The following is a 21,656-nucleotide window of genomic DNA, read 5'->3' as shown; positions in this document are numbered from 1 at the left end:
CAATTTTACATCAAAAAAACTTTACATTTTTTATATATCCAGCAAAAATGAAAGAAATTCCACATTTGAATAAAAATGAATATGCGGATATCCGGCTATCGCATTATTTTTCATATATCCACATTTCCATTCTTTCCCATTATTCTTGTAAATATTATAAAAATAGCCTCTTGAGTCATTCCCGCTTACTTCATTATTTTCCAAAATTTCCGAATAATGAAATTCATGTCCTCGCAATTTTATCCCATTTGCAGTTTCAATATTGATATACCCAAACCTTCCAATATTTAAGCGTTTTCTCATTCCAATTTCAATATTGAAAATTCCGCACATATCAAAAATTTCTTCATTTAATAAATGTAATTTTTTTGCTAAATACATAAATCCGCCACATTCAGCAAATATTCTCACGCCATTTTTACACGCTTCAACAATACTGTTTTTCATAGAAATATTTTCACTTAACTCTTTTGCAAATAATTCGGGATAACCTCCACCAAAATAGATAAAATCTGTATTTTTAGGAATTTCTTTATCTCGAATTGGACTGAACTCAACTATTTCTACTCCACAAAATTTCATCAAATCAATGTTTGCCTCATAATAAAACGAAAATGCTTCATCTCTAGCAATTGCCACTCTTTTACCTTTAAATTTATCTTTTAAAGGTTTTATTTTCACATAATTATCCATGTTTCGACTTGATTCAAACTCCTGTGCAATTTCTTTTATTCGATCCAAGTTCAAGCAATTTTGTGCAATTTCCTTGAACAATTCCTGTTTCCTTGCATTATCCTCTTCAAAAGCCTGTTTCAAGCCTAAATGTCGGCTCTCTGTCGCAAGAAGTTCATTTCTAGGAACATAGCCCAAACACTCAATTCCTGTATATTTCTCAACTGCTTCCTTCAAGCTCTCGTACAATTTTTGCGAAGAAACATTGTTAATAATGACTCCTTTTATCTTGACTCTCTCATCAAACATCTTAAATCCGAGAACTTCTGCCGCAATACTCGTCGAAATCGCCTTAGCATTCACAACTAGAATCACAGGAATATCAAGTACTCTCGCCAAATGAGCCGTACTAAAATTGTCTTTTTCATTACCAATTCCATCATAAAGTCCCATAACACCCTCAACAATAGAAATATCCCTGCCTTGCGAATACATTTCAAATATCTGTCTCACAGACTCTTCATCTGTCATAAAAATATCCAAATTGTGTGAATGGTGTCCTGTAAATACTTCATGATGAGTCGGATCAATGTAATCTGGTCCTACCTTAAAAGGAGCTACATTTTCCAAAGCAGACATTAAAATACTACTTACTGTAGTTTTACCGCTCCCGCTCATCGTTCCTGATATTAATATTTTTTTCATAACAAATTTTTTTCCTCCAAAAATTTACAATAATCATTTTCATCAAGATTTCTATACTTAAGATAACTTTTAATTTTCAAAACATTTGGAACATTCAAATTTAATTTTTTCAAAAATTCAAAATCCTCAAAAACTTCGTCTCTACTACCTTGTCTTACAATTTTCCCTTTATCAAGAACATAAATATAGTCAGCAAATTCATATGCAAAATCTGTATCATGTGTCGAAACCACAAGAGTTTTTCCAGCTTTGGAAAAATTATCCAAAATTTCAGAAACTCTTCTTGTATTTTTAGAATCCAGCCAAGCTGTCGGTTCGTCTAGAATCAACAATTCTGGCTCCATTGCCGTAATCGCCGCTATTGAAACCCGTTTTTTCTGACCGTAACTTAGGTGATGACAAGGTCTGTCCTTCAAATCTTCGATATTGATTTCCCTCATTGCTCTATTAACATTTTCTTCTACTTTTTCTTCAGAATATCCAAGATTTTCAGGTCCATAAGCCACTTCTTGAAAAACTAACGGAGCAAAAATCTGTATTTCAGGATCTTGAAAAATTATTCCAACTTTTCTTCTCAATTCCTCCAAATCCTTTTTTTTATGTTTAACCTTCTTCCCTTCAAAGTAAATATCCCCTTTTTGTGCTTTCAAAAGTCCATTCATTATTAAAAATAAAGTCGATTTCCCAGAGCCATTTTCTCCAAGAAATAATGTTTTTTTTCCTTTTTCGATATCCAAATTTATATTTTTTAACGCTTCAGTTTCATTATCATACGAAAAAGTTATATTTTCAAGTTTAAGCATTGTATTTTACCACCAAATATAAGTTTATTGCAATTATTATTATTAAAAAAATTGTTTCAAATCCAATTTTTTTGTATTTTCTATGAGAAAAAATAAATTCTTTCCCCATTCTTGATTCTACAGCCTTTATAGAATTAAGATTATAGTAATATGTTTTTTTTAATATAGCTACCACTAACATTGGAAATGATTTCATCCCATTTTTAAAACTACTGTATCCAAGCCTTACTTCCTGTGCATTTTTGAGTCTTTCCTTATTCTCAAACAACAAAAAAATATATCTATAAATCAACAAAAACATTTCTCTAAAAATTTTTGGAAATCTCATTTTTTCAAATATATAGTCTAAATCTACAACTGGTGTTGAGCAAATAAGAAAATAAATTACTGATATTGACGAAAATGAACGTAACAAAAATGTCCAAATATCCGCCTTTATTAGCCATAATGAAATTACAGTTGTTAAAATAAATAAAGCTGGAATAAAATTCAGTTTTAGTAAATCTTTCACTTTCACTTTTACTACAAATAAAAGAAGTAAATTAAATAGTGTAAGATTAAAAATAAATACTACTTTACTTCCCGTGTAAAGCAAAAATACTAATGTCATCATTGACAACGTAAATTTTATTCCAGGATTAATATTTTTTATGGGATTCGTATATGATATTTTATCTATTAGCATTTTTTCTTTCACCTTTGAAATATCCTAAAACATATCCTACAATTCCTGCACCTAGTGCTGCCTGTAACGCAAAAAGTAAACTTTCTGTTTCTTCTCCAGGTAATTCTATTAAATTTTTAGCCCAAGGCTTGTAATTAGGTTTTATCGTTTTAATCATTTCTTCTCCCTTATCATCTGAACCACCAAATTCAGATTTTACAAGAAGTAATGGTACGACACCTATTAAAAGTATTAAAACTATCAAAATAATATTCTTTTTAAAAACACTTTTATTTTTATTCTCTGCCATTATGCTTTCACCCCTTTTACTTCATATTTTTCAAGTATATTCATTACAACATTTGTAAGCAATCCTTCAATTATAGCAAGTGGAATTTGAGTTACTGCAAATACCATTCCAAATTTAATAAATGAAGCAAGTACTCCACCTTGAGGCGACGGATACGCAAGTGCCAACTGAAAAGATGTAACAACATAAGTTGCAAGATCTCCTATTGCCGCTGCCAAAAATATTGCAACTGCTCTATTCTTCTTAGCAAGCCCTTTATAAATCAAGTACGAAACAATTGGTCCAGCAATCGCCATTGAAGCCGTATTTGCTCCAAGAGTCGTAAACCCTCCATGAGCCAACAATCCAGCTTGAAATATCAATACAATTGTCCCTAAAATTGAAGTTACAAATGGTCCATACAAAATAGCCGAAAGCCCCACTCCTGTCGGATGTGATGAACTTCCTGTAACTGATGGAATTTTTAACGCTGACAACACAAAAATAAATGCTCCTGCCAATGCAAGTGTCATTTTATCCTTAACACTTCCTTTAGAAACAACCTGAAGTTTTTTTATCCCCAAAATCCAAAACGGAATACACACAACAAACCATACAATAACCCAATTTATTGGTAAAAATCCTTCCATTATGTGCATTGAATAACCATTTACACCTACTAGCAACATGCTAGTCAAAACTAAAAACAATAATGTTCTCTTTTTCATATCTTCTCCTTCTACAATTTTTTTTAGTATTAGGCAAGTTAAAAAAAAATCAGCTAAAAGCTGAATTTAACATACGTCAAAATTTTCCATTTAAGCATTTTGTACCAAACTGTATGCTTAGTCTATGCATAATGGAACAAATCACCATTGATTTATTTACTGATGTATATCAAATTTCCCCTTCCCAGAAAATCTATAATATATTAATATTAGGCAAGTCTCCTGACTAACTTCACTCTACTCGTACCCTTCCCAAAATATTTACAATATTTCAGTGGTTATTTATACTTTCGTCAGTTTCACAGTAGTGGGGGCTGTATCGGATTTTAACCGATTTCCTTATTAAGTTTGCAAAACACCTATTATTCTCTATAAATATTATATTACTTTTTCTACATTTGTCAAGCTAAATATAGACATCTTTCAGCTTATCCATAAACATTTCCCGAATAAACTTGTATTCTCCCATTCCTTTTAAAACAGATGTTACTTTATAACCTTCATTTTTTAATATTGTCTTCCACGAATCCTTTTTATCAGAAGACATATCATTTTTTGCATGATCTCCAGCCACTATCATAAGCGGTTTTAATAATATATTTCTAAAACCTTTTCCTTTCATTTTTTCAACAATATCTTTAATAGTCACTTTCCCTTCAACAGTAGCTATAAAAATATTATCTTTTCCAGCTTTTAAATACTCATCCTGCAATTTTTGGTATATGCAATCTGCAGCATTTTCAGTTCCGTGTCCCATAAGCACAATAGCATCGTTTCCCGCAAAATCATTAAATTCTTTATTGTTTACAATTTTTTTTAAATCCTTGTCATCTGCCAAAAGCGGTTTTGATATTTTTCCAAATTTGTCATCAAGTTTTGAATATTCAATTCCATCTAAAATATGCAAAGACATTGTTATTATTTCCTCAAACCCTTTATCTTTTAAGACTTTTAGTCCTTCCTCCTGATCAAATATATGAACTCCTTCATTTTTTTCTATTATTCGTCTTATAATTCCTGAAGTATAAGCTCTTTCCACATTTTCACTTCCATATTTTTCCTCTACTTCCCTTTGGATTAAATCAAGACATTTTTTTCGTGTATCTTTATGCGATGTCCCAAAGCTAGTTACTAAAATAGCTTTTTTCATTTATTTTTTCTTTCCTTTCAAATTAATATTTTTATAAAAAAAGGCATTGAAATTTTCATGCCTTTAACGTGAACTACTCCCACTTGTAGAAGAGGGAGCTTCCTGGGAAGTATCTGCTTTTGCTAGCCAAATATATTTACCAAGCTCTTCGGGCAGTCCCTGCCCTGACTATGAGTATTATACCGTATAAGAGCTGTTATTTCAAGCTATATTCTGCAATTCATCTCCCACTTATAGAAGAAGGAGACTTCTTGCTAAATATTGTTAAATTTTCATAAAATTATTTTAATTTTGATTTTACATCTTGAAACAGACCTTCTATAAATTCCCCTTTGCTCATATCATTTCCTGAAATTTTTACAGTTCCTGATATTTCACGTGCGAAAGGATAAACATTATAAGTCCAGCTATTTTTTTCAGAAATTTGACGTATATTTTTATTTTCTGAAGATGCCACTTCTGTTATTTCCATCTGACCTTTATATTTTCTTTTTTCAAATAATTTCAAAAGGCTAAGAAGTGCTGATTCATCTTTTTTTTCTATAATAAATTCAATTTTATCTGCACCTGAAAGATTTTGATACATTTGTTTTGCAAAATCCCCATCCTTTTTCATTCCAAAAATTAAATTGGCAAGTCCTCCTCTATTTAAAGTTCCTGATATTACTGGACTTTCATAATTGTCATTAACAATTCCAACTACAACTTTGTCAAAAGCTGAAAATGAAAGTGTCCCAAAAATAATAAACAATCCTAAAATTAATTTTTTCATCATTAATTCCACCTTTCTTATTTTATAAAATATTAATTTTATTTTCTTCTTCCTTTCATAAATCCTCCACCAAGTCCTGGAATGCCGCCACTATTAAACATTTTCATCATTTGCTTCATTTGTTCAAATTGTTTTATCAATTTATTTACATCATTTACTTGAACTCCGCTTCCTTTAGCAATTCTCATTTTACGGCTTCCATTTTTTAGAAGTTTTGGATCACGTCTTTCCTGAATCGTCATTGAAAAAATGATTGCTTCAACTTTTTTCATTTCCTTTTCAGCCATCCCCATGTCAATCATGCTTGTGTCAACTCCTGGTATCATTTTCATAATTCCTGCAATTGATCCCATTTTTCTTATCATTTTAAATTGCTTCAAAAAATCTTCAAAGTCAAACTGGTTCTTTCTAAATTTTTCCTCCATTTTCTTGGCTTCTTTTTCATCAATGGCTTCTTGTGCCTTTTCCACAAGCGAAACAACATCCCCCATTCCAAGAATACGTGAAGCAAGCCTATCAGGATGAAACGGTGCAATGTCATCTAGCTTTTCCCCTTCACTTATGAATTTAATTGGCTTTCCTGCAACTTCCTTTACCGAAAGAGCCGCTCCTCCACGAGTATCTCCATCCAGCTTTGTAAGTACAACTCCAGTAATATCAAGCTGTTCATTAAATTCCTTTGCCACATTAACCGCATCTTGCCCAGTCATTCCATCAACAACAAGCAAAATCTCATTTGGGTTAAAACTGTCCTTTATTTCTTGCAATTCATGCATAAGCTGTTCATCAATATGCAGTCTTCCTGCCGTATCAATAATCACATAAGTTGCATGCTCCGCCTTTGAAGCCTCTATCCCCTGTTTTACAATTTCTAGTGCATCTGTACTTTCATCAATTGTAAATACTGGAACTTTTACTTGCTCTCCCAATACTTTTATTTGCTTTTTAGCAGCAGGTCTATAAACATCTGCTCCAATTAAAAATGGCTTTTCCCCTTTTGATTTCAAATGTTTAGCCAATTTTCCAGAAAATGTAGTTTTCCCAGCCCCTTGAAGTCCAGAAAGCATTACAATAGTAGGATTTTTCTCACTTTTAGCGATTGAAACATTTGATCCTCCAAGCACTTCCACAAGCTCATCATTTACGATTTTAATAAATTGCTGTGTTGGATTAACTCCGCTAATAACCTTTTCTCCCAATGCCTTTTCACGAATTTTAGCCACAAAATTTTTAGCTACACCATAATTTACATCTGCCTCAAGCAATGCCAAACGCACTTCCCTTAAAGCATCTTTCATATTACTTTCAGTCAACTTTCCCTGGCCGCTGACCTTTTTAAATATATCTTTAAATCTATCTCCCAAATTATTAAACATTATTAATCTCCTTATTTTATATCTTTTTAGTTTTACATTTATTCGTATATTTTTTTAATTTTGCTGAATATAGGATAACATATTATAGGAGAAAAAACAAGATAAAGAAATAGAGTTTACAAAGCTAAAAATTCCTATTTGATTGAAAAAATTTTAAATTTATCTAGTAAAATATTTATAAATTTACAAAAAATATTACTAAATAAATGAAATTCAAATAAAAATCATAAGAATAAAAAACTTTTATTCACTAAAATATACCCAATCCTTTAGAGGGAATAAGGACTCTGTGACTTTAGTCGTGGGAGGTTCAGATAATAGAAACGAGGTAATTAAATATGAAAAAAATGAATTTTATAAAAAAGAAAAACAAAAAACTTGCTTTACTTTCAATGTTATTTTTAGTTTTAAGCTGTTCTAACAAAAATGACAACAATTCAGTAAATACAAGCAATCTATCAAATACTGAACAGCAAAAAACGATTTCACCAGAAGATCTGCCAAAATACACTAAAAATGCAGCACAAACACAAGATGCCTTTGTAAGTGTTCATAACAGCGTTAAAGATTCAATTGTAAATATAAGAACAAAAAAAACTGTAACAGTTAATACCTATAATCCACTTGAAGAATTGCTATTTGGAAGTTCTGGAGGTCAGGAAAAACGTGAATCTGGTTCGCTTGGTTCAGGATTTGTAGTTTCAAAAGATGGATATATTGTTACAAATAATCACGTTATTGATGGTGCAGATGAAATTTATGTAAAATTTTCAAACGGACGTGAATATAAAACAAAGCTCGTAGGAACTTCGCCTGAAGTTGATATTGCCGTATTGAAAATAGATTCAAATGAAACATTTAAACCATTAGAATTTGCAAATTCAGATCAAGTCCAAATTGGACAATGGTCAATTGCTTTTGGAAATCCATTAGGATTAAATGATTCAATGACTGTCGGAATCGTAAGTGCTGCTGGACGTAGTTCACTTGGAATTGAAGAAATTGAAAACTTCATTCAAACTGATGCTGCAATTAATCAAGGAAATAGTGGAGGTCCATTAATTGACATATCAGGAAAGGTTATCGGAGTAAATACAGCCATTTATTCACAAAGTGGAGGAAGTGTAGGAATAGGATTTGCAATTCCAGCAAACTTAGTAATGACTGTAAAAGATTCAATTATCGCAACTGGTAAATTTGAAAAACCATACATTGGTATCTACTTAGGAAACTTAGATGCAGAAAAGGCAAAGGCTCTTAACCTAAAATCTTCAAACGGAGTATTTGTTGCCGGTACTGTTCCAAATGGCCCAGCTGCTGCAGCAAAAATAACAAAAAATGATGTTATCACAGCTGTTGATGGAAAAGAAGTAGATTCTGCAGGTGCATTTGTTGGAGAAATAGCTGCTAAAAAAGTAGGACAATCAGTAAAATTAACTATATCCAGAAATGGAAAACCAATAGAAATATCAGTAACTCTTGCTAAAACTCCAAATGCCATCCAACAACAATATATTTTGCAGCAACAACAACAACAGCAGCAAGAACAATTTAATAGATAATAAAAAATATTAATTGAAAAAAATAACATAACATTTTTGTATAAAAAACAATCACAAAGTTTTCATAAAACAAAAAAAGAAAGTTCTAATCTTTATTGACTAGAACTTTTTTTGTGTTATAATTTTAATATTATACTAAACCCCATTTGAATAATGAATATATTTTAGTAGATTAACCCAAATATTTTCTTTTAGATAATCAAAATAGATATTCGCTTTTTAAACAGAGAATAGACCTGTTCGATAACTATACAAACTTAGAATTTAATAAAATAAATATCTTGAAGCAAGGGGTCTTGACCCCTTGTATAGATAAAAAAACTTAGGTTATCGAACATATCTAATAATTAAATTTTATTTCTTTAACAAAATTATCAAATTAATTACTATAGAATTTTACTTTTATTTTTTAACAAGTAACAAATGTCAAAATTTTCTCAAATAATCCTTCCTCAGTATATTTTTGCGGCTCTATCACTACTTTCAATCCATATTTTTCAATAGTTTTTGTAGTAACAGGACCAATCGAAGCAATAACCTTATTTTTCAGAATTTCTTTTATTTCTTCATTTTCACTCAAGTTTATGCTGTCAGCAAAGGCTTTAAAGGTTGACGAGCTTAAAAACATTAAAATGTCGCTTTCTTTTATGTATTTTTCAGCTTTTTCCTTTTCTGCTTTAACTTTCTGAGTTTTATACACTACAAGTTTTTCGTAATTTCGATTGTATAAATCTGAATATTTTTTTTCATTTACTGGAGAAATATCAGATACTATAAACAGTATTTTTTCTCCTTCCTTAGTAAAATTCACACTCTCACTAGCCAGCCTTTCTACCGTATATTCTTTTGGATAAAAATCTGGAATTATTTTATATTTTTCAATTTCTTGAGCCGTCTTTTCTCCCACGACCCCTATTTTTACATTTCCCAAAGCACGAATATCCTTAACTTTTTTCATAAATCCAATAACAGAATTTATACTGTTAAATAGAAGAGTGCTATATTCCTTCAAATCAGGCATTTCAAAATCGACATATTCTATATTAATAAATGGAAGGCTCAAAGTCTGTCCGCCAAGTTCATTTATTTTATTTGATATATCCCTCTGTTTTTCCTTATTTCTTGTAATAAGAATATTTTTTCCAAATAGTGGCTTATTCTCAAACCATTTCATTTTTTCCCGTAAATTCACCACTTCCCCAATCAAAATAATGGCAGGCGATTTTACATTATGTTCTTTTACTGTATTTACTATTGTTTCCAATGTTCCTGTATAAGTTTTCTGTCTTGTCGTAGTTCCATCTTTTATTATTGCAACTGGTGTTTTCGGATTTTTTCCATTATTTATCAAGTTTTTTATTATTTTTTCAAGATTACTTAATCCCATTAAAAAAACCAAAGTTCCTTCCAATTTTGCAATAACTGAAAAATCAAGTTCTGTTCCGTTAAATTTCGTATGTCCAGTAAATACATGAAATGAAGTATTAATTCCTCTATGAGTTACAGGAATTCCAGCATAAGCTGGCACAGCAATTGAAGAAGTTATCCCTGGAATCACCTCAAAATCTATATTTTCAGCGACTAATGCCTCTATTTCCTCTCCGCCTCGTCCAAATACAAAAGGATCTCCTCCCTTTAATCTCAATACTAAAAGGCCCTCTTTACCTTTTTCCACAAGTTTTTTATTTATTTCCGCCTGCAATTTTCCTCCAGCAGTATTTTCTTTTCCCATATAAATCAGTTCTACATCAGACTTTACATACTGTAAGATATTTTTATTTACAAGCCTGTCGTAAACAATGCAGTCAGCTTTTTCTATCACGTTTTTCAATTTTAAAGTTATAAGCCCTTCATCTCCACAGCCTGCTCCTGCGATATAAACTTTACCTTTTCTCATTTTTCAGCTCCTTTTTTATTTCTTCAGCCAATTTTTGTGCAATTTCCTTCGGATTTTCCTTATTTCCTTCAACTTCTTTTAATATTCTGTTTCCATTATCATTAAACATTCCCTTTAATTTTAATGTATTTCCTTCAATAACTGATGAACAGCCTATCGGAGTATGGCAGCCTCCATCAAAAATTTTTGAAAACTCCCTTTCAGCTTCACACATCATTGTAACTTCATCATCATTTATAATTTCAAGAAGATGCCGTATTTTATTATCATTTTCCCTGCATTGAATACACAAAATTCCTTGTCCTGGTGCTGGCATAAAAGAATCTGCATCAAAATATTCAGTAATTCTTTTTTCCAGTCCAACTCTTTTCAATCCAGCCGCAGCCAGCACAATCGCATCATATTCCCCTTCATCAAGTTTTTTTAGCCTTGTGTGAATATTCCCACGAATTGCTTTTATTTCTACATCATTTCGCAAATTCAAAATCTCCTTTTCCCGTCTTATGCTCCCTGTCCCAATTACAGAATTTTCGTCAAGTTCTTTTAATTTTTTCCCATTTTTTGAAACAAGCACATCACGGTTATCTTCCCTCATTGGAAAACATGCATTCAAAAGCCCTTCTGGAGTGTTCTGTGGCATATCCTTTAACGAATGTACCGCCAAATCTATTTTATTTTCCAGCATTTCCTTTTCAATTTCCTTCACAAACAAATCTTTTTGTGCTGTTCCTTTTATTTTTGTAAAATCTCGCAAGTCCTTGTCTCCCTTTGTAACTATGACTTTCAGTTCTATTTCTAGCGATTTCCTTACATCAAATCCTTTGATTTCAAAAAGAGCCTTATTTTCCCTTAATTCATCATATTTTCCAATCAGCATTTCTTTCACTTTTTCCGCCTGTGCAAGTGCCAAAATGCTTCCTCTCGTTCCAATAATTATTTTATTCGATTTCATCCATTTTCACCCATTTCAATATTTTTATGATTTATATATTTTCTTCTTTTTTCAAGTTTTTCCGCTATTTTTTTTAACTGCTCCTCAATAATGTAAAAATACTTTTCCACAATTTCATCCCGTTTTTCCACATTTTTATTATATTCATCCCAAATATCCTCCAAATGATAAAGTGAAACATTTTCAAATTCCCCAATACTCATTTCAATATCTCTAGGAACTGCCAAATCAAGAAAAAATCTTTTTCTCCCATCATTCAAAATATCTTTAATTTTATCTTTTTCAAGAATCAAATGCGGTGCAGAAGTGGCACTTATTACAATATCCATATTTTTTATAATATTATATTTCTCATTAAATCCCGCTGTCTGAACATCTGGATACACTTTCTGCAATTCAATTGATCGTCGCAAACTTCTATTTGTCATCGTCAAATGGCAATTGTTCATTTTGTGAAGAAGTGCAAGAATCGACTGACTCAAATCTCCCACTCCAATTACAAATATCTTTTTATTTTCAAGACTCTCAAATTTTGTTCTTATAAATTTTACAGCTATCGAATCAAGTGAAATATTTTTCTCATTTATTCTGCTTTCCGCTCTAAACCTTTTCCCAGTTTCTATCGCCTGATTAAACATTATATTCAAAAAAGAAGACGTAATATTTTTATCAAGAGCATCAAAATAAGCCTTTTTAAGCTGCACAAGAATCTGGTCTTCTCCCTTTATTATTGAATCCAGCCCACAGATCACACGTAGCAAATAATATATAGCCTCAGCTCCCTTATAAATTCTTGTTTTTTCAACCCTAAGATTCCTTTTTAACTCTTCAATTTCAAATTCCTTACTAACATCCAAATAAATCTCCACCCTCAAACAAGTTTCAACAGCCACATACCCCTTTACAATCCTCTTCTCCAAATACTCCCCCAAAATATTTTTGTACCCTTCTTTTACAAACTTTTCCCTTTCTTCCAAACTCAAATTTTTATAACTAAAACTTAGAATATAAAAATTTTTTACTAAATTTTCATTCATTTTTTCTCTCTCCAATTTTTCTTTTTTAGCAAATATTTTTAGTTTTATCATAATACATATAAATTTATTTATTTAATATAGTATATGATAAATAATATTAGTTTTTAAGATTTTTTTATTCTAACTAAATCTCCTATTTTTATTTTTTCAGCTTCTTTTAAATTTAATACAATATCTTTACTAATTTCCGCTATTTTCAATGGAGCGATTTCTTCTATTTCTTCAGTTTCATTAGCATTAATTGTATTTAATAGTTTCTGAAGAGGAGTTTTAACAATTCTCTTTAAATAAAATTCATTATTTGTACATAAAGAAACTTTTTCTGATATCATTTTTGGTTTTATTGTAGCTTTTATTATATCAAGTCTACCATAATTACTTTCCTCATCTTTTATCTCAGGACCTATTTCATAAATTTCTAATAAAGTATCCTCTGTAATACTATTTTTATATCCCAAATTAATAATTACATTATACGGATCTATTATTTTAACGATTTTTCCTATTTCCATCGTTGCCTCCTTGTATTGTTCTTCGATTTTCAGATTTTTCAACAGCTCTATATACTGTCAATTCAAATTTTAAATCATCTCTCTCTTCTTTAATAGTAAATATTTGTTTATTTAATTCCAATATATTATTTTTAAGTTTTTCTATTTCCTCTAAGTGTTCTTTTTCTAATTTTATTTCTATATCTTTTATAGAAGGTTTGCTATGAAAAAATAAATAAATAAGAAATAACACTATTGACATAATAATGCTTGAAATAGTTATTTTTAAATCTGAATTTTTATAAATTTCAACAATTAATTTTACTAAATTATCAATCTTAATCACTCTCCTTATGCTTAATTACTAATAAAAAAAACTTTCTCCCTCTTCTTCACTTGCAAATCCATATCCACTAAAAATAAATCCCTATCATCTTCTCCTAAAATATCTTTTATTTTATTGTATTTTCTCTCAAATTCAGAACTTTCATAATTATCGTTCTTAACCATTTCTTTTACTTGGTTAAGCAGTTCGTACACACTAGGATTTCTATCTGTTTCAAGCCCCATTATATCTTCCAGTATTCTTTCCATAGTCTGTCCATACGAATTACCAAATTCTTTCCCAAGTCTAGTCTCTATATTTCCATCTCGATTTTTTATTAATAAAATTATATTCTCTTTTTCCACACTTCCTAAAATATGTGGAGAATGTGTTGCCAAAATTATCTGGTTATTTTTACCAATTTTTCTATAAACATCAACAATTTTTTGCTGCCATTTCGGATGTAACGACAATTCAGGCTCATCAATCATAATTATGGAATTTTCAGGCTCCAGCATTTTTATCGCCAAAGTCCGTAAAAATAACTGCTTTTCCCCAGAAGAAAGTTCATTTATTCCAAATTTTTTTCCGCTAGAATCAGTAAAAATCGGCATACTATTCTCATCTTTCGATATTTCTGAAAGTTTCACATCCAACTCCAAAATTTCAAAAATTCCATTAATTTCCGCAAAAACTTTTTTTCTGACTTGTCCCATCGTCAAATTTTCTTCTTCATTTGCAACTTTTGAAATCCGTGTCGCAATATACGACGGAATATCTTTAATTTCATGTGAATCCACAATATTAATAAACCTATATTCTTTCTTCAAATTAGTTTGCGCTTTCTTAATTTCCTCAAAATTAATCTCTGTTGGAACATAAATTAATTTTGGAAATATTTTTAACTTTTCAAAACTTTTACTTATTATTTTGGAATTTTTATTTTCAAATTTATTATTTTTACAATCATCATTATAAAATTTTATATTTCTCAAACAATCTGTAAATTCAATATCTTTTTGCAATTCTTTTTCAGTTTCTGTCAATCTTTCACTATTCATAAGACTTTCCAATACTTCTCTTTCATTCTTTTCATAGAATAATTCCACATTAACAGCTTTGCTTCTAAACATTTCAAACCAATAACGAATACTTTCCAATACTCTAGTTTTTCCACTCCCATTAATCCCAGCCAGAACTATCAAATCCAACACTTTTCCTTCTGACTCAAAATTTATATCTAAATTTTCAAGTCCGTTGTATTCTTTTATGTGAATATTTTTTATTTTCATTTGTGGTTGCTCCTTTCTTTTATCTGCTTATAATCATTTGTAAAAGTCTAAAAAATTCAGCAAATACAATATTTTTTTACATGTAATTTTCTTGTTTTTCTCTACTTATCCAATGCTTTTCTTCTTTCAAATAAATTATGCTTGCTCAAATCCACTTCTTCTTCAGCTTTTTTAGCCAGTATTTTCTGATTAAATAAATTATTCATCTAAATTTTATACTCCTTCTGCCCCGTAAATTGTTGCCTACTTACATTCTATTAACTTTTCCATTTTTTGTCAATTCAATTTAATATTAATTATAACAAAATAAAATAATAGGGAATATCTTATAAGTCATAAGAATTCCCTATTTAAAATACTAATAAATATATTTCATAATCTCACCGACTATATCGCTTGTCATCTCATCTAACACATATTTTTTCTTAATATTAACAGTTTTCCATTCCTCCTTAGGTTTATTTGCCTTTTCATCAAAAATATTTCCGCCAGTAGTGATTTTTACTTTGTTAGTTGAAAAATTAATGCTAAGTTCCTCTTGATCGCCAGAATTTCTCATAAATGAATTATTGTCAAATCCAATAAGTTCAAGCTTTTGATTTTGAAATCTAAAAGTGTAGGTATTTTGTGTTACAGACCAGCTTCCCGCACTTAAAAAATAATTAAGTTTAATTTTTAAAATATTATTTTTTATGCTAATGCTGTCTAAAGTATCCATAAGAGCTGGACTTTCCTTATTTCCTTCGCTTTTGATAAAACCTTTATCATTCTTGCCTGCCAAAATATAGCTTCCATTTTTTTGCTTGAATAAAACCAAAAGTATTCTTGGATTTAAGTTTAAATATTCAGAGCCAAGATTCTCGTTTTTTACAATATTTGCCTTATCAGTTTTTTCGATAATGATGGCAACATCTTCAAGCTTATCATTATTTAAATCTCCTTTAGCCGAAAGAACAGTTTTCCAGCCTTTTGGAATGAATCCATCTATATTTTTTGCCTTTTCAGGAAAATTTCCCCCAAAAGAAAAAATTGAGAAAATTAAAAACAATGACAAAGTAAACAATAATTTCCTTTTCATAAATAACATTCCTTTCTTTTCTATTCTAACTATTTGTAAAAGTCTAAAAATTCTGATAAATACAGTATTCTAAAATTTTTAATTTTTTTCTTTTTTTTGCTCTCTGACAAGGAATCAAGACCCCTTGCAACATTAGTTAGTTTACTTTTGCAATTACCTATTTTTTATTCTAAAACTTTTCTCAAAACCTCAATAACCCTATCATTACTCTTTCTGTCCTTAATTGCCAGCCTAAAAAATCTTTCATCTAAAAACCTAAAGTTAGATGCATCCCTTATCAAAATTCCTTCTTCCATTATTTTTTCTCGCAACTTTTTCACATTCAGCCCTTTAAAAATTAGTTTATCTTTTATTTTTACACAAATAAAGTTTACTTCAGTTTTATAAGGCTTTATTCCTGAAATTTCACTTAGTTTTTCATACATGTATTTTTTTTCTTTTGTTATCCAGTTTAATGTCTTTTCTATGTATTCTGTATCATCAAGCACTGTTATTCCAGCCATTTCAGCGATATTATTCACGCTCCATGGTTCTTTTTTTTCAGCGATTTTCTTTTCCAAATTTTTGTCAAAATAAATTCCATATCCCAAACGTAATCCTGGAATAGCAAAAAATTTTGTAAATGCACGAGTCACAAACAAATTTTTCTTATTTTCTCTACTGTTTACAACGCTTTCCTTTAGCCCATCTTCCAAAAATTCGATAAATGCCTCATCAACAAATAACTTCGTATTATATTTATTACATTCTATCAAGATTTCCTCTGTTTCAGCCAATCTTAAAAATTTTCCAGTTGGATTATTCGGATTGCAAATTATTATTAAATCATATTTTTTCTCAAGTTCTTTTTTTAATTTTTTTATATTAAGCCTAAACTCATCTTTTTCTTCCAGTTCAAAATATTCAATTCCAGTTTTCTGATTTTCAGAATTTTCACATGCCCTTACTGCCCTTTCATATTCCCCAAAAGTAGGCGACACAATTAATACTTTTTTTGGCTTTAACACTTTTATAAACAAAAATATTGATTCTGTTGCCCCATTTCCAACAGTAATATTTGAAATATCAACCATATTTAACTGTGCCAATTTTTTTCGCAATTCTACATAATCAGGATCAGGATATTTCTCAAGAATCCCAATATTTTCAATAATTTTTTGCTTCAAACTTTCAGGAACTCCATACGGATTTATATTTGAACTAAAATCCAATATTTCTTTGATATTTTTTTCCCTGAATATTTTATAAACATTTCCTCCATGAAAATCCATTTTTGTCTCCTTATATAAAACTTATACTAATAAAAATATATTAACTATTTAGTCTGAATTTTCTTTAAAATCAAATTCATTTTTATTTCAACTTCTTATTTTTTAATTTCAATATTTTTTAAATTACCGCTCAATAAATCAAATGTAAATATGCTTCCTTCTAATTTTCCAATAATTTCCTTATTTTCAATTTCTATTTCTATTTCTCCAAAATTATATAGTGAATAGTAAATATCTTCTATCTTTTTGGCTTTTAAAGCATCTTCCACATTATTTTCTGAAGGAGTTTCTACATATATGGAAAAAGTTATTTTATTTATTTTTGATATAACATCTTCAGGGTTTACACAAAATTCTGCGTGCATAAAACCTTTTTCAGGATAATAATATATTTCCCCTGTATCTACATCATCTACATCTAAAAGATCATATTTTTCACATAATTCAGTTGTCATCTCACTTCCAACTTTAAATTCGCCTAATAAATAATTTTCATCATAGATTTCTATTTCTACTACTTTTCTTGAATATATATCTATGTGAATATATGAATTTTCTATTTCCATTATTAAGTTATATCTTTCTCTTCTGTCATTTTTACGATACTCTGTATGATAAATTTTCATAAGAGGATAAATTTTTTCTATGCTATCTCCTAATGTTATTCCTTTATAATTATAAATTTCTAAATTTTCGTTTTTATATCTTTCTACTAATTCATCATTATTTTTATCATATTCACTCTTCATTTTTTCTAAATCTCCTAAAAATTCACTATATAGTTTTTTCATTTCGATGTCTTTAATTTCAGCAAAACATTTTTGAAAATTTTTAATCATTTAATTACATATTCTCTGATTTCATTTGGTGAAAACCATAAATTTTCACTATATCCAATATATCTTATTTCCTTCTCCTTTACATTATCCCCACAAATATTACTGAAAATACTGCCAAACTCAAAAAACTTGTAACATACATTATCTTTATATTTTTTTTTATATCTTCCAGTTCAAAATCCTTCGTTTTATCTCCTATCGTAGGTTTATTCATCTCTTTCCCAAAATACGATACTTTTCCTCCAAACTGCACTCCCAAGGCCCCTGCAACACTTGCTTCTGAATGTGCTGAATTTGGACTGCTATGATTTTTTCTGTCTCTTATAAATATTTTTAGTGAATTTTTATAATCATATCCTAAAATTATACTGGCAAGCACTATCAAAACTCCTGTAATTCTCGCAGGAATAAAATTAGCCACATCATCCACCTTTGCAGAAAATTTTCCAAAATCCATATATTTATCATTTTTATATCCAACCATCGAATCTAATGTATTTATCGCTTTATACGCCATTGCTAGCGGCATTCCTCCTAAAAACATATAAAACATAGGAGCCACTATTCCATCAACTGTATTTTCCGAAATTGTTTCCATCGTACTTCTTATTATCATTTTTTTATCCATCGTTTCAGTATCTCTTGATACAAGATAAGACAAGTCTTTCCTTGCCTTTTCTATGTTTCCTTCTTTCAAAATTTTATAAACTTTATTTCCTTCACGTGCCAATGAATTTATTGAAAAAATCGTATACATCAAGTAAATTTCAATAATTAGAAAAAATACTGAAATTTTTAAAGATTTGGAAATTAAGTACATTAATATGTACGTTATAGAAACAGTAAAAATATTAAGCACTACTCCTGCTAAAAATTTATACTTTTTTCTCAATAAAATTTTTTCTCCAACATTTATTACCTTTCCGATAACTTGAACAGGATGAATAATATTCTGTGGATCTCCAAATATCAAATCTAATATGTATGCTACCCAAATTTTTATAAAAAATATCAATCTATTCACATCCCATTATCTCATAAATTTTCTTAATATCCACATTATCTCTCAAAATCTGTGCCAGCTTATCATACTCATTATTCTTGTATTCTGCAAAACTGAAATTCTCACTTAATTCATCAATTCCTTTCTTTTTTCTAATCGCATTCAACAAATAATTAGTAAATTCCGAATTATCAAAGATTCCATGCAAATATGTTCCAATTATATTATCCTTCACAATTCCTTTTATTTTTTCATCACCAAAAAGACATTTTATGTTATTCTCTGATATTTCTTTATTTTCAGAATTTTTTTCTTCTATTGGATAACTATAACCTTGATGAATCTCGTATCCCTTCACTTTTATTTCACCAATTCCCTCTAAAATTCCACTAGCATTTTTTATTGTATTTTCATATTGAGTCGTAACTTTTCCTCTTTCCATAACAGTTTCAATTTCTAAAAGTCCTAATCCACTGATTTCTTTCAGATTTGACTCCATTTCGTGAGGGTCTGAAATTTTTTGTCCAAGCATTTGAAAACCACCACAAATTCCAAAAACAAAGGTTCCTGTTCTAGCTAATCTCACAATTTGCCGGCTAATATCTTTTTCAATCAAATCTTTCATATCTTCAACCGTATTTTTAGATCCAGGAATAATTATCATGTCTTCATCGCCTAATTCACTTGCTTTTTCCACATATTTTATCGAAACATCTTCATAATGAGCCAAAGCGTCAATATCTGTAAAATTAGAAACTCTCTTCAATCTAATCACTGAAATTTTTATCTTCGCATCCTTTTTTTGTTTATACTTATCAATTCCAAGGCTATCTTCCTCTTCAATTCCCAGTTTTACATACGGAATTACTCCTAAAACTGGCACATTCGTAAGATTTTCTATCATTTCAATTCCTGGAGTCAAAAGACTTTTGTCCCCTCTAAATTTGTTAATAATCACACCTTTTATACGCTTTCTTTCACTTTCTTCAAGCAACATAATTGTTCCATAAATTGCTGCAAAAACTCCTCCTCGGTCAATATCCGCAACCAAAATAACAGGTGCATCAGCCATTTCAGCCATTCCTGTATTTACAATATCATCTTCCTTTAAATTAATTTCTGCAGGACTTCCTGCTCCTTCCAGTACACAAATATCAAAATTTTTTCTAATATGCTCATAAGCCTTCATAATTTCGCCTTTCAAGTTATGCTTGTATGCAAAATACTCTCTTGCATCCATATTTTTAAATATTTTCCCATTCACAATAACTTGAGATTTTCTATCTGTCGTAGGTTTTAACAAAATCGGATTCATAAACGCTTCTGGCTCAATATTAGCTGCTTCAGCCTGTACCACTTGTGCTCTTCCCATTTCTTTTCCATCTTTCGTAATAAACGAATTTAGAGCCATATTTTGTGATTTGAAAGGAGATACGCTAAATCCATCTTGATAAAAAATTCTGCATAACCCTGTGTTAATTATACTTTTTCCTACATTTGATCCTGTTCCTAATATCATTACATTTCTGTGTTTTCTGTCCATAATGACTCCTTTAGTTACTTTTTAAACATACTTTTTCACAAGCAATTTTTCTTTTCCTTTTTTTGTTTCACCTCTATCTGAAAATAGCTTGTATTTTCCAAATCCTCTAATCGTTATCAAACTTCCAATCTCAAGTATTCTAGATTTATTTTTCTCTTCCGCATAATCAACCAGAACTTTACCTTTTTCAATCGGTTCCACAGACTTGTTCCTAGATAGATTTGTTATCGCTGAAACAATGCTATCAAGCCGTTTTGATGGAACTGTAATCAATTTATCATCATAGCTGTATCCAGGCAATTCCTTCATTTTTTCAAATTCCAAAATTTTAGCTTTGCAGGGAGCCTTTCCAATCTGCTTTAATTCTGCCAAAACTATATCCACAATTTTACTTGACACAGGGATATATCCAGCTTCATCCTCAAGAATTAAATCTCCCATCAGTTCCCTTTTTATATTAATTCCCATTAGACTTCCCAGAAAATCCTTGTGCCTGTACTCTTTAAATTTTGAGTTTACTGATATTTTTATCAATTTGCATGGAAAATCCAGAAAATCACTGTTTTCAAAATCCTCCTTCATAAAACTTTCAGGAACAAATGCAATTTGCCTTCTGTCACTGTCCAAAAAAATTCCGCTTGTAAATACATGTATCCCATTTATTTTTTTTGAAAATTTTTTCCAAAAATTTGGTGTATAAAATTCTTCTGTAAAGGTTATTATTTCATACTTACTGGATATTTCATACGCATTAAAAATTCTGCTTGCCAAATATTCCAAATCTTTCGGAAACTGTTTTAAAAACATCTCTTTTTCCATTCTTTCACCTTCTTATTTAAATCCCTATATTTTTCAATAGTCCCAAAATCAGCAAATGTACAAGATAAAACAAATGATTTAATATCTTATTACTGCTTTTCTATTTTTTTATTATATACTCGAACCTATCCAAAATCAAACTATTAAAAATTATACAAATTTAGAGTTTGAGTAAAATAGTCATAACTTTTGAGTTTAGTTCTAAATCAATTTTACTATAATTGCTAATTGAAACAAGTCATAGAAAATTTCTAAAAATAATAAAATAAAAAAGGCAAAACCAAAGGTAGGAAGATAACTCCAGAAGTATTTCCCACCATTTCAGTTTTGTCTAATCCAAATAGCAATAATCTAAAATTTATAAGTCTATAACTTTATATTCTTTACA

At 29.7% G+C, this 21,656-nt stretch carries 21 protein-coding genes and 1 riboswitch; of the genes, 1 reads left to right on the top strand and 20 read right to left on the bottom strand.

The features are described from left to right. Positions 1-30: 30 nt before the first annotated feature. The 8 genes from ACO409_RS05575 to ffh form a co-directional block, all read right to left on the bottom strand. Positions 31-1,377, bottom strand: a complete 1,347-nt coding sequence (locus tag ACO409_RS05575; RefSeq protein ID WP_485555609.1) for a cobyrinic acid a,c-diamide synthase CobB — start codon at positions 1,375-1,377, stop codon at positions 31-33. Then, a complete protein-coding gene (locus tag ACO409_RS05570) occupies positions 1,374-2,180 on the bottom strand; it encodes an energy-coupling factor ABC transporter ATP-binding protein (RefSeq protein WP_485555607.1) in 807 nt (268 codons plus the stop codon). Before ACO409_RS05570 ends, ACO409_RS05575 begins: the two co-directional genes overlap by 4 nt. Continuing rightward, a complete protein-coding gene (locus ACO409_RS05565; protein WP_485555605.1) occupies positions 2,173-2,865 on the bottom strand; it encodes a CbiQ family ECF transporter T component in 693 nt (230 codons plus the stop codon). Before ACO409_RS05565 ends, ACO409_RS05570 begins: the two co-directional genes overlap by 8 nt. Next, positions 2,852-3,154 carry an energy-coupling factor ABC transporter substrate-binding protein gene (locus ACO409_RS05560; protein WP_485555603.1) on the bottom strand — a complete coding sequence of 101 codons (303 nt, stop codon included), beginning with the start codon at positions 3,152-3,154 and terminating at the stop codon, positions 2,852-2,854. Before ACO409_RS05560 ends, ACO409_RS05565 begins: the two co-directional genes overlap by 14 nt. After that, positions 3,154-3,861 (bottom strand): energy-coupling factor ABC transporter permease, encoded by a 708-nt coding sequence (locus ACO409_RS05555; RefSeq protein ID WP_485555601.1) that lies wholly within the window; start codon positions 3,859-3,861, stop codon positions 3,154-3,156. Before ACO409_RS05555 ends, ACO409_RS05560 begins: the two co-directional genes overlap by 1 nt. Positions 3,862-4,056: 195 nt before the next feature. Continuing rightward, positions 4,057-4,239: riboswitch (cobalamin riboswitch) on the bottom strand. Positions 4,240-4,267: 28 nt separating this feature from the next. After that, positions 4,268-5,011 (bottom strand): sirohydrochlorin cobaltochelatase, encoded by a 744-nt coding sequence (locus tag ACO409_RS05550; RefSeq protein WP_485555599.1) that lies wholly within the window; start codon positions 5,009-5,011, stop codon positions 4,268-4,270. 280 nt (positions 5,012-5,291) lie between these two features. Then, positions 5,292-5,783, bottom strand: coding sequence for a hypothetical protein (locus ACO409_RS05545; protein WP_485555597.1), 492 nt, complete (start codon positions 5,781-5,783; stop codon positions 5,292-5,294). A gap of 38 nt (positions 5,784-5,821) precedes the next feature. Beyond that, positions 5,822-7,159, bottom strand: a complete 1,338-nt coding sequence (ffh, locus tag ACO409_RS05540) for a signal recognition particle protein (RefSeq protein ID WP_485555595.1) — start codon at positions 7,157-7,159, stop codon at positions 5,822-5,824. 338 nt (positions 7,160-7,497) lie between these two features. On the opposite strand from ffh, the gene ACO409_RS05535 reads away from it, so the two are divergent. Continuing rightward, a complete protein-coding gene (locus ACO409_RS05535) occupies positions 7,498-8,721 on the top strand; it encodes a S1C family serine protease (RefSeq protein WP_485555593.1) in 1,224 nt (407 codons plus the stop codon). A gap of 409 nt (positions 8,722-9,130) precedes the next feature. Here ACO409_RS05535 and cobA read toward each other — a convergent pair whose 3' ends face one another. The 12 genes from cobA to ACO409_RS05475 form a co-directional block, all read right to left on the bottom strand. After that, positions 9,131-10,618, bottom strand: a complete 1,488-nt coding sequence (gene cobA / locus ACO409_RS05530; protein WP_485555591.1) for a uroporphyrinogen-III C-methyltransferase — start codon at positions 10,616-10,618, stop codon at positions 9,131-9,133. Beyond that, positions 10,605-11,570 carry a hydroxymethylbilane synthase gene (hemC, locus tag ACO409_RS05525; RefSeq protein ID WP_485555589.1) on the bottom strand — a complete coding sequence of 322 codons (966 nt, stop codon included), beginning with the start codon at positions 11,568-11,570 and terminating at the stop codon, positions 10,605-10,607. The genes cobA and hemC overlap by 14 nt, the downstream gene beginning before the upstream one ends. Next, a complete protein-coding gene (hemA, locus tag ACO409_RS05520; RefSeq protein WP_485555587.1) occupies positions 11,567-12,607 on the bottom strand; it encodes a glutamyl-tRNA reductase in 1,041 nt (346 codons plus the stop codon). Before hemA ends, hemC begins: the two co-directional genes overlap by 4 nt. A gap of 104 nt (positions 12,608-12,711) precedes the next feature. Further along, complete coding sequence (locus ACO409_RS05515) at positions 12,712-13,119, bottom strand: hypothetical protein (RefSeq protein ID WP_485555585.1); 408 nt, start codon at positions 13,117-13,119, stop codon at positions 12,712-12,714. After that, positions 13,097-13,444 (bottom strand): hypothetical protein, encoded by a 348-nt coding sequence (locus ACO409_RS05510; protein WP_485555583.1) that lies wholly within the window; start codon positions 13,442-13,444, stop codon positions 13,097-13,099. Before ACO409_RS05510 ends, ACO409_RS05515 begins: the two co-directional genes overlap by 23 nt. Positions 13,445-13,455: 11 nt before the next feature. Beyond that, positions 13,456-14,715: an AAA family ATPase gene (locus tag ACO409_RS05505; protein WP_485555581.1), complete on the bottom strand. Its 1,260-nt coding sequence runs from the start codon at positions 14,713-14,715 to the stop codon at positions 13,456-13,458. 358 nt (positions 14,716-15,073) lie between these two features. Further along, on the bottom strand, positions 15,074-15,793 hold the full coding sequence (locus tag ACO409_RS05500; RefSeq protein ID WP_485555579.1) for a hypothetical protein: 720 nt from the start codon (positions 15,791-15,793) through the stop codon (positions 15,074-15,076). 164 nt (positions 15,794-15,957) lie between these two features. After that, a complete protein-coding gene (gene cobD, locus ACO409_RS05495) occupies positions 15,958-17,064 on the bottom strand; it encodes a threonine-phosphate decarboxylase CobD (RefSeq protein ID WP_485555577.1) in 1,107 nt (368 codons plus the stop codon). Positions 17,065-17,159: 95 nt separating this feature from the next. Next, on the bottom strand, positions 17,160-17,903 hold the full coding sequence (locus ACO409_RS05490; RefSeq protein WP_485555575.1) for a hypothetical protein: 744 nt from the start codon (positions 17,901-17,903) through the stop codon (positions 17,160-17,162). Positions 17,904-17,982: 79 nt separating this feature from the next. Next, a complete protein-coding gene (locus ACO409_RS05485; protein ID WP_485555573.1) occupies positions 17,983-18,918 on the bottom strand; it encodes a cobalamin biosynthesis protein in 936 nt (311 codons plus the stop codon). 1 nt (position 18,919) lies between these two features. Beyond that, positions 18,920-20,449 (bottom strand): cobyric acid synthase, encoded by a 1,530-nt coding sequence (locus ACO409_RS05480; protein ID WP_485555571.1) that lies wholly within the window; start codon positions 20,447-20,449, stop codon positions 18,920-18,922. Positions 20,450-20,470: 21 nt separating this feature from the next. Further along, positions 20,471-21,268, bottom strand: coding sequence for a YlmH family RNA-binding protein (locus ACO409_RS05475; RefSeq protein ID WP_485555569.1), 798 nt, complete (start codon positions 21,266-21,268; stop codon positions 20,471-20,473). Between the last annotated feature and the right edge of the window lie 388 nt (positions 21,269-21,656).

The sequence above is a fragment of the Leptotrichia sp. genome (assembly GCF_057270615.1).
Note: the sequence above shows the minus strand (reverse complement) of the source record. Positions and strands in the feature narration are given on the sequence as shown.

Excerpts from the sequence above, each read along its gene's own strand:
- ACO409_RS05575 (WP_485555609.1), bottom strand. The coding sequence starts at position 1,377 with ATGAAAAAAATATTAATATCAGGAACGATGAGCGGGAGCGGTAAAACT.
- ACO409_RS05570 (WP_485555607.1), bottom strand. The coding sequence starts at position 2,180 with ATGCTTAAACTTGAAAATATAACTTTTTCGTATGATAATGAAACTGAA.
- ACO409_RS05565 (WP_485555605.1), bottom strand. The coding sequence starts at position 2,865 with ATGCTAATAGATAAAATATCATATACGAATCCCATAAAAAATATTAAT.
- ACO409_RS05560 (WP_485555603.1), bottom strand. The coding sequence starts at position 3,154 with ATGGCAGAGAATAAAAATAAAAGTGTTTTTAAAAAGAATATTATTTTG.
- ACO409_RS05555 (WP_485555601.1), bottom strand. The coding sequence starts at position 3,861 with ATGAAAAAGAGAACATTATTGTTTTTAGTTTTGACTAGCATGTTGCTA.
- ACO409_RS05550 (WP_485555599.1), bottom strand. The coding sequence starts at position 5,011 with ATGAAAAAAGCTATTTTAGTAACTAGCTTTGGGACATCGCATAAAGAT.
- ACO409_RS05545 (WP_485555597.1), bottom strand. The coding sequence starts at position 5,783 with ATGAAAAAATTAATTTTAGGATTGTTTATTATTTTTGGGACACTTTCA.
- ffh (WP_485555595.1), bottom strand. The coding sequence starts at position 7,159 with ATGTTTAATAATTTGGGAGATAGATTTAAAGATATATTTAAAAAGGTC.
- ACO409_RS05535 (WP_485555593.1), top strand. The coding sequence starts at position 7,498 with ATGAAAAAAATGAATTTTATAAAAAAGAAAAACAAAAAACTTGCTTTA.
- cobA (WP_485555591.1), bottom strand. The coding sequence starts at position 10,618 with ATGAGAAAAGGTAAAGTTTATATCGCAGGAGCAGGCTGTGGAGATGAA.
- hemC (WP_485555589.1), bottom strand. The coding sequence starts at position 11,570 with ATGAAATCGAATAAAATAATTATTGGAACGAGAGGAAGCATTTTGGCA.
- hemA (WP_485555587.1), bottom strand. The coding sequence starts at position 12,607 with ATGAATGAAAATTTAGTAAAAAATTTTTATATTCTAAGTTTTAGTTAT.
- ACO409_RS05515 (WP_485555585.1), bottom strand. The coding sequence starts at position 13,119 with ATGGAAATAGGAAAAATCGTTAAAATAATAGATCCGTATAATGTAATT.
- ACO409_RS05505 (WP_485555581.1), bottom strand. The coding sequence starts at position 14,715 with ATGAAAATAAAAAATATTCACATAAAAGAATACAACGGACTTGAAAAT.
- ACO409_RS05500 (WP_485555579.1), bottom strand. The coding sequence starts at position 15,793 with ATGAAAAGGAAATTATTGTTTACTTTGTCATTGTTTTTAATTTTCTCA.
- cobD (WP_485555577.1), bottom strand. The coding sequence starts at position 17,064 with ATGGATTTTCATGGAGGAAATGTTTATAAAATATTCAGGGAAAAAAAT.
- ACO409_RS05490 (WP_485555575.1), bottom strand. The coding sequence starts at position 17,903 with ATGATTAAAAATTTTCAAAAATGTTTTGCTGAAATTAAAGACATCGAA.
- ACO409_RS05480 (WP_485555571.1), bottom strand. The coding sequence starts at position 20,449 with ATGGACAGAAAACACAGAAATGTAATGATATTAGGAACAGGATCAAAT.
- ACO409_RS05475 (WP_485555569.1), bottom strand. The coding sequence starts at position 21,268 with ATGGAAAAAGAGATGTTTTTAAAACAGTTTCCGAAAGATTTGGAATAT.